Genomic DNA, 14,614 nt, shown 5'->3' with positions numbered 1-14,614 from the left:
CTAATTCAGTTAGGCGGGGCTTTCTAGATCTTGTGACCTGTAATAATGAGTGCAGGAATCATTACAGGTTTCTTGTTCTGTATTACCAGAATACGTCTCGACGTTTTGCTCGAGCGATAATATTGTCTGGCATTCTCTTTTCCAAACCACTTCGCAATACAGTAATACGCTTATGTTGCCTTTGATCTGCCGTGACAGAGTTGTACAACCAGCGGTAGGCATCTTCGTAATCTAATGGACTGCCATAATCACGTAACAGCAATTCTGCTAGATGAATACTGGCACTCAGATTCCCCAGCGAGGCCGCTTCACGCAGGTATGGGATCGCACGCTCTTGGTCTTGTTGAACCAAGGTTCCACGAGAATAATAACGACCCAATTGCTCTAGTGCTGCAGGTAAACCTTGGTGTGCCGCGTTTTCCATATAGTACAGACCAAGCTCTACATCTTGAGGAACGCACACGCCCCACGCCAGCATATCGCCGTATAAAAACTCATAAGAAGGCAAGCTAATACGCGTTGCACGAGCAACGATATCTTCAACTAACTGGCACTTATCAGCTTTCACTCGCTCTAGGTGTTGATTATTCTCGATTAAATTAATCAGTTCAGCTTCTGTATATATTGGAACTGGCTCCCCGACATCAGCCAAATTTGCATGACTCAAGGGTGAGCTCAGCGCCATTATCAATGAAGCTGCCACAATTCGTAGCTTCATACCTGCACTCTTTTATCGGTTTTAAAAACGAATCGAGCTTTTGGACAACCCAAACTCAATTACATTTCACTCACTATGATATCTGTATCGGCAACTCAGCGTATCGCTTTAGACAAAACTTGCCGCTAATGGGCAATATTTTGCCAGATGGCGTTCAAAAGATCATCACAGACGGCTTCGTTTTCAAATTGCAGGTATAAAAAAGCCGACTTAAGAAAGTCGGCTTTTAGAAAACGATTTAATTATCAAAGCACTAAAGGTGCAGTGGTAATCACTCAATCAGGCATTATGCGCTGTATGGGTGAACCTTGATGATAGTTTCGTTACGGTCTGGACCAGTTGATACGATATCAATTGGCACACCTGTTAGGTCTTCGATACGTTTGATGTAATCAAGAGCAGCTTGTGGAAGCGCATCAATTGACTTAGCACCAAATGTGTTCTCGCTCCAACCAGGCATTGTTTCGTAGATTGGCGTCGCTTCTTCGAATGACTCAGCAGCCATTGGAGAAACTTCTAGGATAGAACCATCTTTCATCTTGTAACCAGTACAGATTTTTAGTTCTTCTAGGCCATCTAGAACGTCTAGCTTAGTTAGACACATACCAGATAGAGAGTTGATTTGGATTGCACGACGCATAGCAACAGCATCGAACCAACCAGTACGACGTAGACGACCAGTAGTTGCGCCAAACTCGTGGCCAACATCACCTAGGTGCTTACCTACTGGGTCTTGCTTATCAAGGCCATCGTATAGCTCAGTTGGGAATGGACCAGAACCAACACGAGTACAGTAAGCCTTAGTGATACCAAGGATGTAACCGATGTGACGAGGACCGAAACCAGAACCTGCAGCAACACCACCAGCAGTAGTATTAGAAGACGTTACGTATGGGTAAGTACCGTGGTCGATATCTAGTAGCGTACCTTGAGCACCTTCGAACATGATCTTGTCGCCGCGCTTACGTGCTGCGTCTAGTTCGTCAGTTACGTCGATAACCATTGAAGTTAGTAGATCTGCGTAACCCATGCACTGCTCAAGTACATCTTCGTAGCTTACTGTTTCAGCTTTGTAGAAGTGCTCTAGTTGGAAGTTATGGAATTCCATTACTTCTTTTAGTTTTTCAGCGAACATTTCTTTATCGAAAAGGTCACCAACGCGTAGACCGCGACGAGCAACTTTATCTTCGTAAGCTGGACCGATACCACGACCAGTTGTACCAATAGCTTTCGCGCCACGAGCGATTTCACGCGCGTTGTCGATAGCGATGTGGTAAGGAAGAATTAGAGGACAAGCTTCAGAAACGAAAAGACGCTCGCGAACTGGGATACCGCGCTCTTCAAGAGGCTTCATTTCTTTAAGAAGTGCTTCAGGCGAAAGTACAACACCGTTACCGATAACACATTTAACGTTATCGCGCAGGATGCCTGATGGAATTAAGTGAAGAACGGTTTTTTCACCGTCAATTACAAGTGTGTGACCTGCATTGTGACCGCCTTGGTAGCGAACCACGTATTTTGCATCTTCAGTTAAAAGGTCAACGATTTTACCTTTACCTTCATCACCCCATTGGGTGCCTAGAACGACTACGTTATTTCCCATCTTTCCAATTTCTGTTGCTAATTAAAAATGGATTCTAGCACTGAATCACACTTCTTGCAGTCACTTTTTGTTCATAAACGTTAACGCTGTACAAAAATAAAACAGCGATTACGAAGGGCAGATCGCTAAAGATGCTGATATCATTATATTTTTATAGATATAAGGCAGCATCATGTCTGATTCAATTTGGCTCGCAATTGGGCTTGTTCTCATCGTTGAAGGGCTTGGCCCATTAATCGCACCAAATGGCTGGAGAAATATGGTCGCTCAGCTAAGCGAGCAGCCCGATACTCAATTACGCCGCATTGGTGGCTGCCTTGTTGTCGCTGGTGCCGTGATCGCCTTTATGACACATCACTAACTCTCGTCATCGTTTCTTAGAATAGCTGCTCTGCATCATTCCTTAGCATTGCTAGCTGATAGATAGTTCGAGCAACAACTCTCCCATAGCAACTCAAGATAAGATAAAAATAGCAGAGTCCTAAAAAGCAAAAAGGCTCCCACAATGGGAGCCTTTTAAGTCTTAACGTGTCTCGTTATTGAAGGTCAGCGTTTGCTGCTTCAATAACTGATCAGCTTATTTCGCTGGAGCACCGCTCGCTTGATTCATGTATTGGAAGAAGTCTGTCTTCGGATCCAGTACTAGAATGTCACTCTTATCGCTAAATGATGACTCATAAGCTTGCAGTGAACGCATAAAGCCAAAGAACTCAGGATCTTTGTTGTATGCATCAGAGTAGATCTTCGCCGCTTCTGCATCTGCATCACCACGAGTTACTCGAGCAGTACGGTCAGCTTCAGCAAGTACTGTCGCAACTTCTAGCTCAGCTTGAGCACGGATAACTTCAGCACGCTCACGACCTTGAGAACGGTGCTTACGAGCAACCGACTCACGCTCTGCACGCATACGCTTGTAGATAGAGTCACTGATGTTGTCTGGAAGGTTGATTTTCTTCATACGGAAATCAACAATCTCAACACCTAGATCTTTCAGCGCACTTTCACGAGTATCTGCAAGTACGTTTTCCATGATCTTGTCACGCTCACCATCCACCTCTAGGGCTTCAGCAGCAGCAACTGTTGTCACTTCTTCGCTATCAGCAGAATCTGGCAGTACATCGTTATTACGAGGACCTGATACGATTTGCTTGATTTCACGAGAACCGATTTCAGAACGAAGAACGTCTGTCACTTTACGCTCAAGAAGTGCTTCTGCTGTTAGTGCGTTACCACCACCTGTTGCTAGGTAGTATTGACCGAAGTCTTGGATACGCCACTTAACGTATGAATCGATGATCACGTCTTTTTTCTCAGACGTTACGAAACGGTCAGAACGGCCGTCCATTGTTTGAATACGTGCATCAAGAGTTTTCACACGGTCGAACAATGGCAGTTTGAAGTGCAGACCTGGTTCGTGGATACGAGAGATGTCGTTAGTATCTTTCAATACACGACCGAAACGAATCACGATACCGCGCTCGCCTTCAGGAATCACGAATACTGACATCAGTAGCAAAGCTAACGTAACAACCAATACAGGGATCATTAATTTACGCATTATTAGTATCTCCCTTGACGTGAGCTATCTGAACGAGACTGAGAGCTCGACGCTGGTTCAGGTTGAGTTTCTAGTTCAATCTGATCGTAAGTCGATGGTGCCTTTGTTGAGCGAGTGCCCGACTGAGAACCACCTTGAGCACCTAGCTTATCAATTGGTAGGTACAACAAATTACCGCTTGATTCAGAGTCAATCAGGACTTTAGATGTACTTGAGTACACTTTTTCCATTGTATCTAGGTACATACGGTTACGTGTTACTTCTGGAGCTGCTTGGTATTCAGGTAGCAGTTTCTCGAACTGAGCTACTTGACCTAGAGCACCATTAACTGTGCGCTCAGAGTAACCAACCGCTTCTTTCTTCAAACGCTCAGCACGACCTGTTGCTTTTGGAAGAATGTCATTTCGGTAAGCTTCAGCTTCACGTTCAAAACGCTCTTCATCCTCACGAGCCGCGATAGCATCATCAAATGCATCTTTAACTTGCTCAGGTGGACGTGCTGACTGGAAGTTCACGTCAACAATAAGAATACCCATATCGTAGCTATCGATAATACGGTTAAGCGTTTCTTGAGTGCTTTGACGAATCTGTTGACGACCACTTGTTAGGATGCTGTCCATCAGTGAGTCACCGATTACTGCACGAAGCGCAGAATCAGTCGCCTGACGTAAGCTGTCGTCCGCATTCGTTACACGATACAAATATTTGTATGGATCAGATACACGGTATTGAACACCCATCTCAACCGTAACTACGTTTTCGTCTTTCGTTAGCATGGTGCCAGAAGCACGTAGAGAACGAATCGCTTGAACGTTTACTAGCTGCTCATCACTGATTTGATCGATGAAACGTGGATGCCAGTTAAGACCAGGTTCTTCAATACGGTCGAATTGACCTAATCGAAGCACAACTGCTCTTTCTGCTTCGCCAACGGTGTAGAAACCTGCGAAGAACCAGATAGCAATAGCAATAACGGCAATGACACCAAAGCCAATTGCACCGCCACCACCAATAGATGGCCCGTTTCCGTTACCACCTTTTTTACCAAACTTGCCACCCAACTTTTGACTCAGCTTGTTAAACACTTCGTCTAGGTCTGGCGGTCCTTGATCTCGGCCACCGCGATTATTTTTATTACCCCAAGGGTCATTATCGCGGCCGTTATCGCCGTTGTTATTTCCAGGCTCATTCCACGCCATTAGAAAGCTCCATCATTTGATATGACGTTATACTGTAGCAGTCTCTGAGGTAACGATAAAGTCACCCAAGAGCGCCCCTTCTCTTTTTTCAAGTTTAGACCAATCTATCTGTTGCATTCGGATATCTATCAACAAGTTACCATTTTCATCATACTCTTCCTGTTGAATACATTTCAGCTGGAAAAATAAACTACGAATTCGGCCTTGATGTTGATGCGGAATACACAGTCGGTATTGAACCATTTGACTCGCTAAACGCTCAGTTAAAGCTTCAAACAGCAGTTCAATACCTTCGCCTTCCATCGCAGAAACCCAAACAGCGCGTGGTGCGCCCTCTTCGTCTCTATCAATGCGAGGTTTTTGGTCTTCCATGCAGTCAATCTTGTTCATGACTACAAGGGTTGGCACTTCATGAGCATCGATTTCTTCTAATACATCATGAACAGCCTGAATGTTCTCACGAAAGCGGTCATCACTGGCATCAACAACATGTAACAAAATGTCAGCTTCCTGCGTCTCTTGTAACGTAGCCTTGAACGCAGCGACCAAGTCGTGTGGTAGATGACGGATAAAACCTACGGTATCTGCGAGAATCGCAGGCCCGACATCTGACAAATCAATCTTACGTAGTGTTGGGTCTAGTGTTGCAAACAGTTGGTCTGCCGCATAAACACCGGCACTAGTGATTCGATTGAAAAGCGTTGATTTCCCCGCGTTGGTATAACCAACTAAAGAAACGGTTGGGATCTCAGCTCGATTACGAGCACGTCGTCCTTGTTCACGTTGCTTAGCTACCTTAGCTAAACGACGTAATATTGCCTTTATACGGTCACGCAACAAACGTCGATCGGTTTCCAGTTGAGTTTCACCTGGACCACGAAGACCAATACCACCTTTCTGCCTTTCAAGGTGAGTCCAACCACGAATCAATCGGGTAGAGATATGACGAAGCTGAGCGAGCTCAACTTGTAGCTTACCTTCATGAGTTCGCGCACGTTGTGCAAAGATATCTAAGATCAAACCCGTGCGATCAATCACACGACATTTACACAATTGCTCGAGGTTTCGCTCTTGGGCAGGAGAGAGGGAGTGGTTAAAAATCACAATTTCAGCACCGGTCAGCTGAACAGCTTGTGCGATTTCTAGGGCTTTACCTTCTCCGACATAGTATTTAGGGAGTGGGGATTGGCGGCTACCAGTAATCACTTGTAGCGTTTCTACCCCCGCAGAGGAGACCAGCATTTCGCATTCGCTTAGGTCTTCCCATTCTCCCTCATGCGTGAAGTTGATATGAACAAGTACGGCTCGCTCACCGGATTCATAACGGTCAAACAAGCAACCAACTCCTTATCACAGCATTTGCTGTGTTAATTGAACGATTAATCTTCTGTCTTCTCAGCACGATCAGATGGAGCACGTTGCTCGCCGCTGTGGTGACTTACTGCACGAGCAGGAACCACAGTAGAAATCGCATGCTTGTAAACCATTTGGTTTACAGTGTTCTTCAGCAAGATCACGAATTGATCGAAAGACTCGATCTGACCTTGCAGCTTAATGCCGTTTACAAGGTAGATTGAGACTGGAATGCGCTCACGGCGGAGTGCATTTAGGAATGGGTCTTGTAGCGATTGCCCCTTAGCCATTTTATTTTCCTTATTTTGTATTTTGTTGTAATTATTTAGCTAGTGGTGCACAAAAAGGTGCGGCCTTTGCATCTGAGCTAAATGAATAAAAAAACTCCGTTGTTATTGAAAGGCTGTGATTTTAAAAAGCCTCAATAACGGATCCTTTCCAGAGTATATTCACGCAAAAGCGATCACATTATACACAGCAATACTAATCAGATGCTATTGCATCTGAAAGAGTTTCTAACGCTTGATCAATGTTTTCGCTATCCAACCAAGTTAAATCATCCCAACTGCGCAACCAGGTGATCTGTCGCTTGGCCAACTGACGGGTTGCACAGACACCACGGAAAACCGCTTCGTCTAAATCACAATTACCGTCTAAATAATCCCACATCTGCCTATAACCAACGCATCGGATCGATGGCAGTTCAGGGTGAAGATCTTCTCTGGCGTACAGCGCCTTCATTTCTTCTTCAAATCCTGCTTCTATCATCTTCTCGAAACGCAGCTCAATGCGGCGATGGAGTTCCTTCCTTTCCTTGGGAGCTATTGCAAATTGTTTTACACGAAATGGCAGGCTATCGCCTTTCGTTTGAGTTAGCTCTGTTAATGTTTTACCCGAAATTCGATAAACTTCCAATGCCCTTGAAAGCCTTTGTGGATCATTTGGGTGTATTCTTTCAGCGGATACGGGATCAATCTCTCTTAATTGATCATGTAATGCTTGCCAACCTTGCTCAATAGATTCCGCTTCAATCTGCTTACGAATCTCGGGATCCGCAGCCGGTAGTGGCGATAAACCTTCCAACAACGCTTTGTAGTAAAGCATAGTGCCGCCCACCAAAAGAGGGATCTTGCCTTGGGCAACGATCTCGTTCATCTCTTTCAGTGCATCACGACGAAAATCTGCCGCAGAGTACGCTTCGCTTGGGTCAAGAATATCAATCAAGCGGTGAGGCGCGAGCGCAAGCTCTTCTGCATCCGGTTTAGCGGTGCCAATATCCATGTCTTTGTAGATAAGTGCCGAATCGACGCTGATGATCTCTACTGGGTATTTCTGACGTAAGCGGATAGCTAAATCTGTTTTTCCTGATGCCGTTGGGCCCATTAAAAACAACGCTAAAGGTAATTTTTCAGTCATGATAGTTAGTATTTGTTTCTCAGTTATAGCGCTTTATAGCAAAGGGCTTTTGTCACGATGGATTCACTTTCACAAAAGGTCCCATCGTAAAAATAAAATCATACACAGCCTAAGCCGTAAATATGCTTAATTTATCAATAAACTAAGCCATAAATGCCGCAATAGTCGCCGAAAAGTCGATAGGATTAACAAACTCAGGATCATCTAATGGAAGTAGACCATGCCAAAGTTGTTCAAGCTCCCCAACTAATTGAACCGCTTCAGATAAAGTGTAGTCGCTTTTTACTTGTGCGGTTTGAATCCCGATCCAGTTAACCAAAGCTGGCAACATGTCATCAGGTTGCTTCACTGTACTCTGGGCATTTATTGAAGCCGCGTACGATAACAGATCTGGGATCAGAATTTGTAAGTTTTGCTGCCTTAATGGAGAAGGAACTCCCATCACCATAATGGCTTCGCTATTTCGAACCTTAAGCTCGATACCAAGACGAGCCAGTGGTTGGTTTAATGTCTTCGCTACCTCAACCAATTCACTGCCAATTTTAAGCGATAAAGGCACCAGTAATGGCTGGCTTTTTAAGATCCCGCTTCGTGTATCCAGCTGACCAATAACGCGCAGTAATTCCGCTTTAGCCAAAGAGACCAACACACAACCATTCTTATTGCCCATCATCAGGTACTGACGCTCGACAATCGAGACCGCCTTACCTAAATCGGTAACCGGTGTTCTTGGCTTCGACTGAGGCAGCTTCTGTTGAGGCAACTCAGTATCGCTTGGTGCTGTTTGCACCACCGGCTGTTGAGCATCTGATGGCTCTGCTGTTTGGCGCTCAAAATCTGGCGTTTTCAACAGCTCTTTGTAAGCGCTAACCTCACGCTTCGAAGGTGCAGGTTCGGCGTGGTGTTGATGTGACTCTTTCTCTTTCTTCGGAGCAGGTCGTGATTCTATCCACTCTTGACGAGGCGAACCGGTAAAACTGGTTTCACGAGCAGACGAGTTTCGGTTAGCAGGTGAGCCCAAATTACTTGGAGAGCCTCTGCTTGAAGAACCTCTATTCGACGCTGAACTATAGTGCTGACCACCATCATTAACGCTATGTTGAGGCTGGTTATAAACTTGCTCGGATTCTGCTTTTCTCGGATAGGCTGGAGTCTGCTCAATCGCATGTCGCACTCTTTCAGAAACCTGCGATTGTTCCGAACGAGCTGGGACATAGCTTTCTGGAGCGCTAAAGTTCGTCGTCTCTTCCGCTTCAGGCACCGAACTATCTTGTTGATAGTTAGGGGCTTCTGATTGATGGAAAGCAGATTGATTAATAGGCGCCGCATCGATTTGCTTACTTTGTGCTAGACCATCACTCAATGCCTGATAGATGAAGTCATGCACCAGACGAGCCTGATGAAAGCGCACTTCATGTTTAGCAGGATGAACATTCACATCGACTTGATGCGGGTCCAGTTCAATGAAGAGTACGTAAGTTGCAAATTGGTCTGGACGCAAGCTGGTTTCGTAGCTTTGACGAATCGCGTGATTGATCAGTTTGTCACGCATCATGCGACCATTCACATAGCAGTATTGTAAGTCGCTTTGCTGTCTTGCCCCTTCTGGCGTGGTGATCCAGCCATGAAGTTTCAATCCTTGGTGCTCAAGCTCTATCTTTAGCATATTACGAACAAATGGATTACCACATACCGCAGCAATTCGTTTTTCGGCTTGAACCTCTGTCTTAGCAGCGCGGTACTGACGAATCATCTTGCCGTTGTGACGAAGATTGATCGTCACATCAAAGCGACTTAATGCGATGCGCTTAAGCAACTCATCAATATGAGTGAATTCGGTTTTTTCAGTACGTAAGAATTTACGGCGTGCCGGGGTATTGAAAAACAGATCCAGCACTTCAACCGAGGTGCCAATTGGGTGCGCGGCAGGCTGCAATTTTACCTGCATGTCTCGACCTTCACTGTGCGCTGCCCAAGCTTGATCTTGGGTGGCAGGGCGTGAAGTCATGGTTAAGCGCGCTACTGAGCTGATACTCGCTAGCGCTTCACCACGGAAACCTAGGCTGACGATCGCCTCAAGGTCATCAAGAGTATGGATTTTAGAGGTAGCGTGGCGACTTAGTGCGAGAGCAAGTTCATCTTTTACGATGCCCTTACCGTTATCACGAACACGGATCATCTTGGCGCCACCTTTCTCGATATCAATATCGATACGTGTCGCACCGGAATCCAAACTGTTCTCAACCAGCTCTTTTACAACAGAGGCTGGCCTTTCTACCACTTCACCCGCTGCGATTTGGTTCGCTAAGCGAGCTGGCAGTATTTTGATCGTCATATTTATAGCTACCTTACTGCCATTCATAGAAGACCTTCCAAACTTAAAAGGCACTTCTATGTTAGTTAAACTCGATTATTTATGAGGAATAATCAGCACTTGTCCAATCGCCAGTTCATCAGAGCGGAGCTTATTCGCTTGGCGAATGCTGTTCACACTCACGCCGTACTTGGCGGCAATCTTGCCCAAGTAATCACCTCTTGCGACTTTATGTTTGCGCAGAGGAACATCCTTAACCTCAACCGTAATACGTAACTTTTGCCCCACTCTCACCGTTTCCGATTTTAGACGGTTCTCACGTTTAATATCAGCCACAGACACTTTATAGCGGCTAGCGATCTTACCTAAGTATTCTCCAGACTTAACCGTGTGAGTGATAGTCTTAGTTTTAACCGCACTGCTTGATGATGAGCTTGAAGCACCGCCTGGAATCTTAAGCACTTGGCCAATCGCTAGGCTGCTCGACTTCAGATTGTTGTACTTCATCAATGCTTGTGTCGATGTGCCGTACTTACTCGCAATCACAGATAATGACTCACCACGAGACACCTTATGCTGACTCACGCTGCCTGTTGATGATGTCGCATTCGACAAGATAATCCCTTCTGGCGGGTTCGCTTTCAGGTATTTCACCACAGCTTTAGTTACCGCACGTGCAAGCTTATCTTGGTGCGAACGTTGGAAAAGTAACTTCTCTTCCGTTGGGTTTGAAATAAAGCCCGTTTCTACCAATACCGATGGGATCTGTGGTGAGCGCAATACTGCCAAGCTCGTATTAATCGGCTTACTGTTGTGCAGTTTAGCCACTTTACCCATTTCAGACAGAATCGCTGTTGCCAGTTTATAGCCCTCTTTTTGAGAGTGGCTAAATTGCAAGTCCAACAAGGTTTGGTTTACGTTCTTATCATCAATATTGCTAGTGAAAGCAGCGCCGCTGCCCCCCAACAATTCTGATTGCTTCTCTTTATTTTCAATCCAACGGGAGATTTCTGTATTCGCACGTCGAGTGTTCAGTACAAACACCGAGCCGCCTCGTGGTTGAGGTGTGGTAAAGGCATCCGCGTGAATAGAGATCAATAGGTGTGCTTCATTTTCACGAGCGATAGCAACACGTCGATTGAGGTTTACGAAGTAGTCAGCATTACGAGTCATGCGAGTTTTGATACCCGGAACCGCATTCAATTGAGCAGCTAACTTCTTTGAAATACTCAGCGTCGCATCTTTTTCATATTTACGACTTGGACCAATCGAACCAGGGTCTTCACCACCATGGCCAGGATCAATCACGATCAAAATATCTTTCTGACGCTTAACCTGGTTGATGTCTTTACTTACCGTTGGCTTACTTGGCTTTGTAGCTGGCTTACTCTTGCTCACTGCACCATGAGGCAGATCGATCACCAATCGGTGCCCGTATTGGCCGCCCGGTGTTGGGCTCAACTTAAAGAGTTCAGCTTTAGAAGATTTCTTCAATTCGAAAACTAAGCGATAGGTTCCCTTCTGTGGGGGAGAGCTTTTACGAACTTTAGACAGTACTGGGCTGTCTTTCACCACCACCGGTAGCTTAGTAGCCAATTCGGTATTTTTTAAATCGACAACCAAGCGGCTCGGGCTACTCAGTGTGAAATAGCTAAAGTCGACCTCAGATTTAAGATCGATAACCACACGCGTTTCTTCAGGAGAAGGCCAAACCCTCAAACCTTTTAGTGAATTCGCAGAAACCAGTGATGAAAATAGTAAGGAGAAAACAGCAGCCATTATGGCTACTGTTGGAAAAAGGCGTCTAGAAATCAACATAACTCCAACTGACTAAGTAAGCGCTGTCCGTATTCACTATTAGCGGTTAAAGAAACAATACGGTGATCGTCTTGGTAACGAATATCAATATCCATGTCCGCTTCTGGTAGCAGTCCTTGGCCTTTCTCTGGCCATTCAACCAAACAGATCGCGTCAGGCGTAAAGTAATCACGAATCCCCATAAACTCGAGTTCTTCAGGATCGGCTAGGCGGTAAAGATCAAAGTGATATACCTGCCAATCTGCAAGTTGATAAGGTTCAACTAGAGTATACGTTGGGCTCTTTACATTTCCTTGATGACCAAGTGCTTTTACAAAGCCGCGACTAAACGTCGTTTTACCTGCGCCAAGATCACCATGCAGATAAATCGTTGTCTGCTGTGAGCAAAGATTAGAAAGCTCCGTTCCTAGTTGAATCGTTGCTTGTTCATCTTTCAAAGTAAATTGTTTAGTGCTCATGAATACGTTCTCTAAAAATCGATCGTTGACTATATAAAAATCAAAAGAACAAGAATAGTAAACCGTGATGCTTTTGGGAGACAAGCACTCAAGTGTAAGTTCTATGAAAAATACTGTTCAAAACACGTCTGTTCTGGTCAACACCACTAAGATCCGTTAAGATCCGCCCCCATTTTTGCCGAACCGAATTTTAGTTATCCTTATCTCTATAAGAATGAAGCCATGAATCTAGACCATCTTGCTGAAAAAATTAAAATTTGGGGAAAAGAGCTAGGCTTTCAAAAAGTTGGCATCTGCGATGTTGATCTCAGTGAACACGAAGCTCCTCTTCAAGCATGGCTCGATGCGGGTCACCACGGCGAAATGGATTGGATGGCTCGACATGGCATGATGCGCGCACGTCCTAATGAACTTCACCCAGGAACCATTCGAGTGATCAGCGCCCGAATGAACTACCTACCACCAGAAGCTCAATTTGCCTCAAACCTCAGTGATACAACTCAAGGTTATATCAGCCGTTATTCTTTAGGCCGCGATTATCACAAATTGTTCCGTAACCAATTGAAAAAGCTGGGACAAAGAATTGAAAAAGAGGTCGAGGGTTTAGACTCACGCCCTTTCGTCGATTCAGCGCCTATTTTGGAAAGACCACTTGCTCAAAAAGCAGGGCTAGGCTGGACAGGCAAACACTCACTCATTCTCGATAAAGACGCAGGCTCTTGGTTCTTCTTAGGAGAGCTACTGGTTAACATCCCTCTTCCAACGGATGAGCCGAGTGTTGACGAATGTGGCAAATGCACCGCATGTATCACCTCCTGCCCAACTGGCGCCATTATTGCTGATGGTGTAGTTGATGCTCGCAAATGTATTTCATATTTAACGATTGAATACGATGGCGTAATCCCAGAAGAGTTCAGAGAAGCAATTGGGAACCGAATCTATGGTTGCGATGACTGCCAATTGGTCTGCCCATGGAATCGTCACGCTGATATCACTGAACAAAAAGACTTCCACCGTAGAGAAGATTTTAAAGAAGCTGACCTCGTTTTACTCGCAAGCTGGGATGAAGCGACCTTCTTAAAGAAAATGGAAGGCTCAGCGATTAGACGCATTGGCCATACCCAATGGTTACGCAATATCTATGTTGCTATGGGTAATGCGCCATTCCAACAACGTATTGTTGAAACGTTAGAGTCTCACCGAGGTAATAACGACCTGTTAGATGTTCATATCGAGTGGGCTTTAGAAAAACAATTACAGCAATTGCCGAGCATTATTGAGGTTCAAAAAGGTAACAGCAAAGTTGCAACTAAAAAGCATCGGCTGATACGCATCGTTGAGAAAGGACTACCAAGAGATGCTTAGCCCTATATATGCCAATGCATGAGAAGCTAGCTCTTACTAACAGTCCAATATTTAAGACAACTCGTTGCACATAATTTTAGAACAATGTTTGACCTTGTTCTCAATTTTGACAATGTGGAAAAAATTCAGAACTCTCGTAAACTTCCGACACCTGCGCAAAGTTAAACACAGTACCGATAAATGATTAAGATCAAAAAACAACAAGTTAACGATCTTTCGCTTAATTCCACAGACACACCTAAACCCATAAAAAACAACAAGTTACGAACATCAGAATTCAGCTAATATATTGAAAATAAGAAAGATCTTTTTGAGATATATAAAGAATTAAGCCTGAAATAACTTTATCAACCAAGTTATCCACATCTAACTATTTGTGGATAAGTCTGTTTATAGATGTGAAAAACCTCAAGTATCTGCTTCAGAGACCTGATGTTTACTAGCATTCCAGTTGCTAAGAAAAATTTAAGACAAAAAAATATCCACCATGATGGAGGATTATTTGCTTTTTTGGGGGATTATGCTTCGCAGCATTAAAGAAAGAGCGTGACCTTTGTGGTCGCCTTTAAACACAGAGGTTTAAAGTACTTATTAGCTTTTTTAGAAGAAAGCTGGAGCGATACATCGGGTTCGAACCGATGACCTCAACCTTGGCAAGGTTGCGCTCTACCAACTGAGCTAGTATCGCATAAGTTAAACGCTATCGCATTTAACTGTAATGTGGTTGCGGGAGCCGGATTTGAACCGACGACCTTCGGGTTATGAGCCCGACGAGCTACCAAGCTGCTCCATCCCGCGTCCGGATGCATTGT

12 protein-coding genes and 2 tRNA genes are annotated in these 14,614 nt (G+C 44.8%); 2 read left to right on the top strand and 12 right to left on the bottom strand.

Annotation, left to right across the window (positions count from 1 at the left end; all coding sequences use genetic code 11):
* Positions 1-82: 82 nt before the first annotated feature.
* On the bottom strand, positions 83-718 hold the full coding sequence (locus F0228_RS23325) for a tetratricopeptide repeat protein (protein ID WP_004741283.1): 636 nt from the start codon (positions 716-718) through the stop codon (positions 83-85).
* A 286-nt stretch (positions 719-1,004) separates the two neighbouring features.
* Positions 1,005-2,321 (bottom strand): adenylosuccinate synthase, encoded by a 1,317-nt coding sequence (locus F0228_RS23320; RefSeq protein ID WP_061034268.1) that lies wholly within the window; start codon positions 2,319-2,321, stop codon positions 1,005-1,007.
* Between the two features lie 172 nt (positions 2,322-2,493).
* Between F0228_RS23320 and F0228_RS23315 the strand changes: the two genes are divergently transcribed.
* Positions 2,494-2,682, top strand: coding sequence for a DUF2065 domain-containing protein (locus F0228_RS23315; protein ID WP_004741286.1), 189 nt, complete (start codon positions 2,494-2,496; stop codon positions 2,680-2,682).
* 216 nt (positions 2,683-2,898) lie between these two features.
* Here F0228_RS23315 and hflC read toward each other — a convergent pair whose 3' ends face one another.
* The 8 genes from hflC to tsaE all read right to left on the bottom strand — a co-directional run bounded on the left by hflC (position 2,899) and on the right by tsaE (position 12,437).
* Positions 2,899-3,879 carry a protease modulator HflC gene (hflC, locus tag F0228_RS23310; protein WP_008223939.1) on the bottom strand — a complete coding sequence of 327 codons (981 nt, stop codon included), beginning with the start codon at positions 3,877-3,879 and terminating at the stop codon, positions 2,899-2,901.
* A gap of 2 nt (positions 3,880-3,881) precedes the next feature.
* Positions 3,882-5,078: an FtsH protease activity modulator HflK gene (gene hflK, locus F0228_RS23305; RefSeq protein ID WP_008223941.1), complete on the bottom strand. Its 1,197-nt coding sequence runs from the start codon at positions 5,076-5,078 to the stop codon at positions 3,882-3,884.
* Between the two features lie 27 nt (positions 5,079-5,105).
* The gene (hflX, locus tag F0228_RS23300) at positions 5,106-6,413 is read right to left on the bottom strand and encodes a ribosome rescue GTPase HflX (protein ID WP_061034267.1); all 1,308 of its coding nucleotides are present in this window, start codon (positions 6,411-6,413) and stop codon (positions 5,106-5,108) included.
* Between the two features lie 44 nt (positions 6,414-6,457).
* Complete coding sequence (gene hfq / locus F0228_RS23295; protein ID WP_004741290.1) at positions 6,458-6,721, bottom strand: RNA chaperone Hfq; 264 nt, start codon at positions 6,719-6,721, stop codon at positions 6,458-6,460.
* Between the two features lie 193 nt (positions 6,722-6,914).
* Entirely contained in the window at positions 6,915-7,847 is a 933-nt protein-coding gene (gene miaA / locus F0228_RS23290; protein ID WP_004741291.1) for a tRNA (adenosine(37)-N6)-dimethylallyltransferase MiaA, read from the bottom strand.
* A 142-nt stretch (positions 7,848-7,989) separates the two neighbouring features.
* Complete coding sequence (gene mutL / locus F0228_RS23285; protein ID WP_171762867.1) at positions 7,990-10,182, bottom strand: DNA mismatch repair endonuclease MutL; 2,193 nt, start codon at positions 10,180-10,182, stop codon at positions 7,990-7,992.
* A 75-nt stretch (positions 10,183-10,257) separates the two neighbouring features.
* Positions 10,258-11,979 (bottom strand): N-acetylmuramoyl-L-alanine amidase, encoded by a 1,722-nt coding sequence (locus F0228_RS23280; RefSeq protein WP_061034264.1) that lies wholly within the window; start codon positions 11,977-11,979, stop codon positions 10,258-10,260.
* A complete protein-coding gene (gene tsaE, locus F0228_RS23275) occupies positions 11,973-12,437 on the bottom strand; it encodes a tRNA (adenosine(37)-N6)-threonylcarbamoyltransferase complex ATPase subunit type 1 TsaE (protein WP_004741294.1) in 465 nt (154 codons plus the stop codon). Before tsaE ends, F0228_RS23280 begins: the two co-directional genes overlap by 7 nt.
* 222 nt (positions 12,438-12,659) lie before the next feature.
* On the opposite strand from tsaE, the gene queG reads away from it, so the two are divergent.
* On the top strand, positions 12,660-13,802 hold the full coding sequence (queG, locus tag F0228_RS23270) for a tRNA epoxyqueuosine(34) reductase QueG (RefSeq protein WP_171762866.1): 1,143 nt from the start codon (positions 12,660-12,662) through the stop codon (positions 13,800-13,802).
* A gap of 612 nt (positions 13,803-14,414) precedes the next feature.
* Here the strand turns inward: queG and F0228_RS23265 are convergent.
* Positions 14,415-14,490 (bottom strand) — tRNA-Gly (locus F0228_RS23265).
* A 33-nt stretch (positions 14,491-14,523) separates the two neighbouring features.
* Positions 14,524-14,600, bottom strand: a tRNA-Met gene (locus F0228_RS23260).
* Between the last annotated feature and the right edge of the window lie 14 nt (positions 14,601-14,614).

The sequence above is a fragment of the Vibrio sp. 99K-1 genome (assembly GCF_013114585.1).
Classification (GTDB): Bacteria; Pseudomonadota; Gammaproteobacteria; order Enterobacterales; family Vibrionaceae; genus Vibrio; species Vibrio chagasii_B.
Note: the sequence above shows the minus strand (reverse complement) of the source record. Positions and strands in the feature narration are given on the sequence as shown.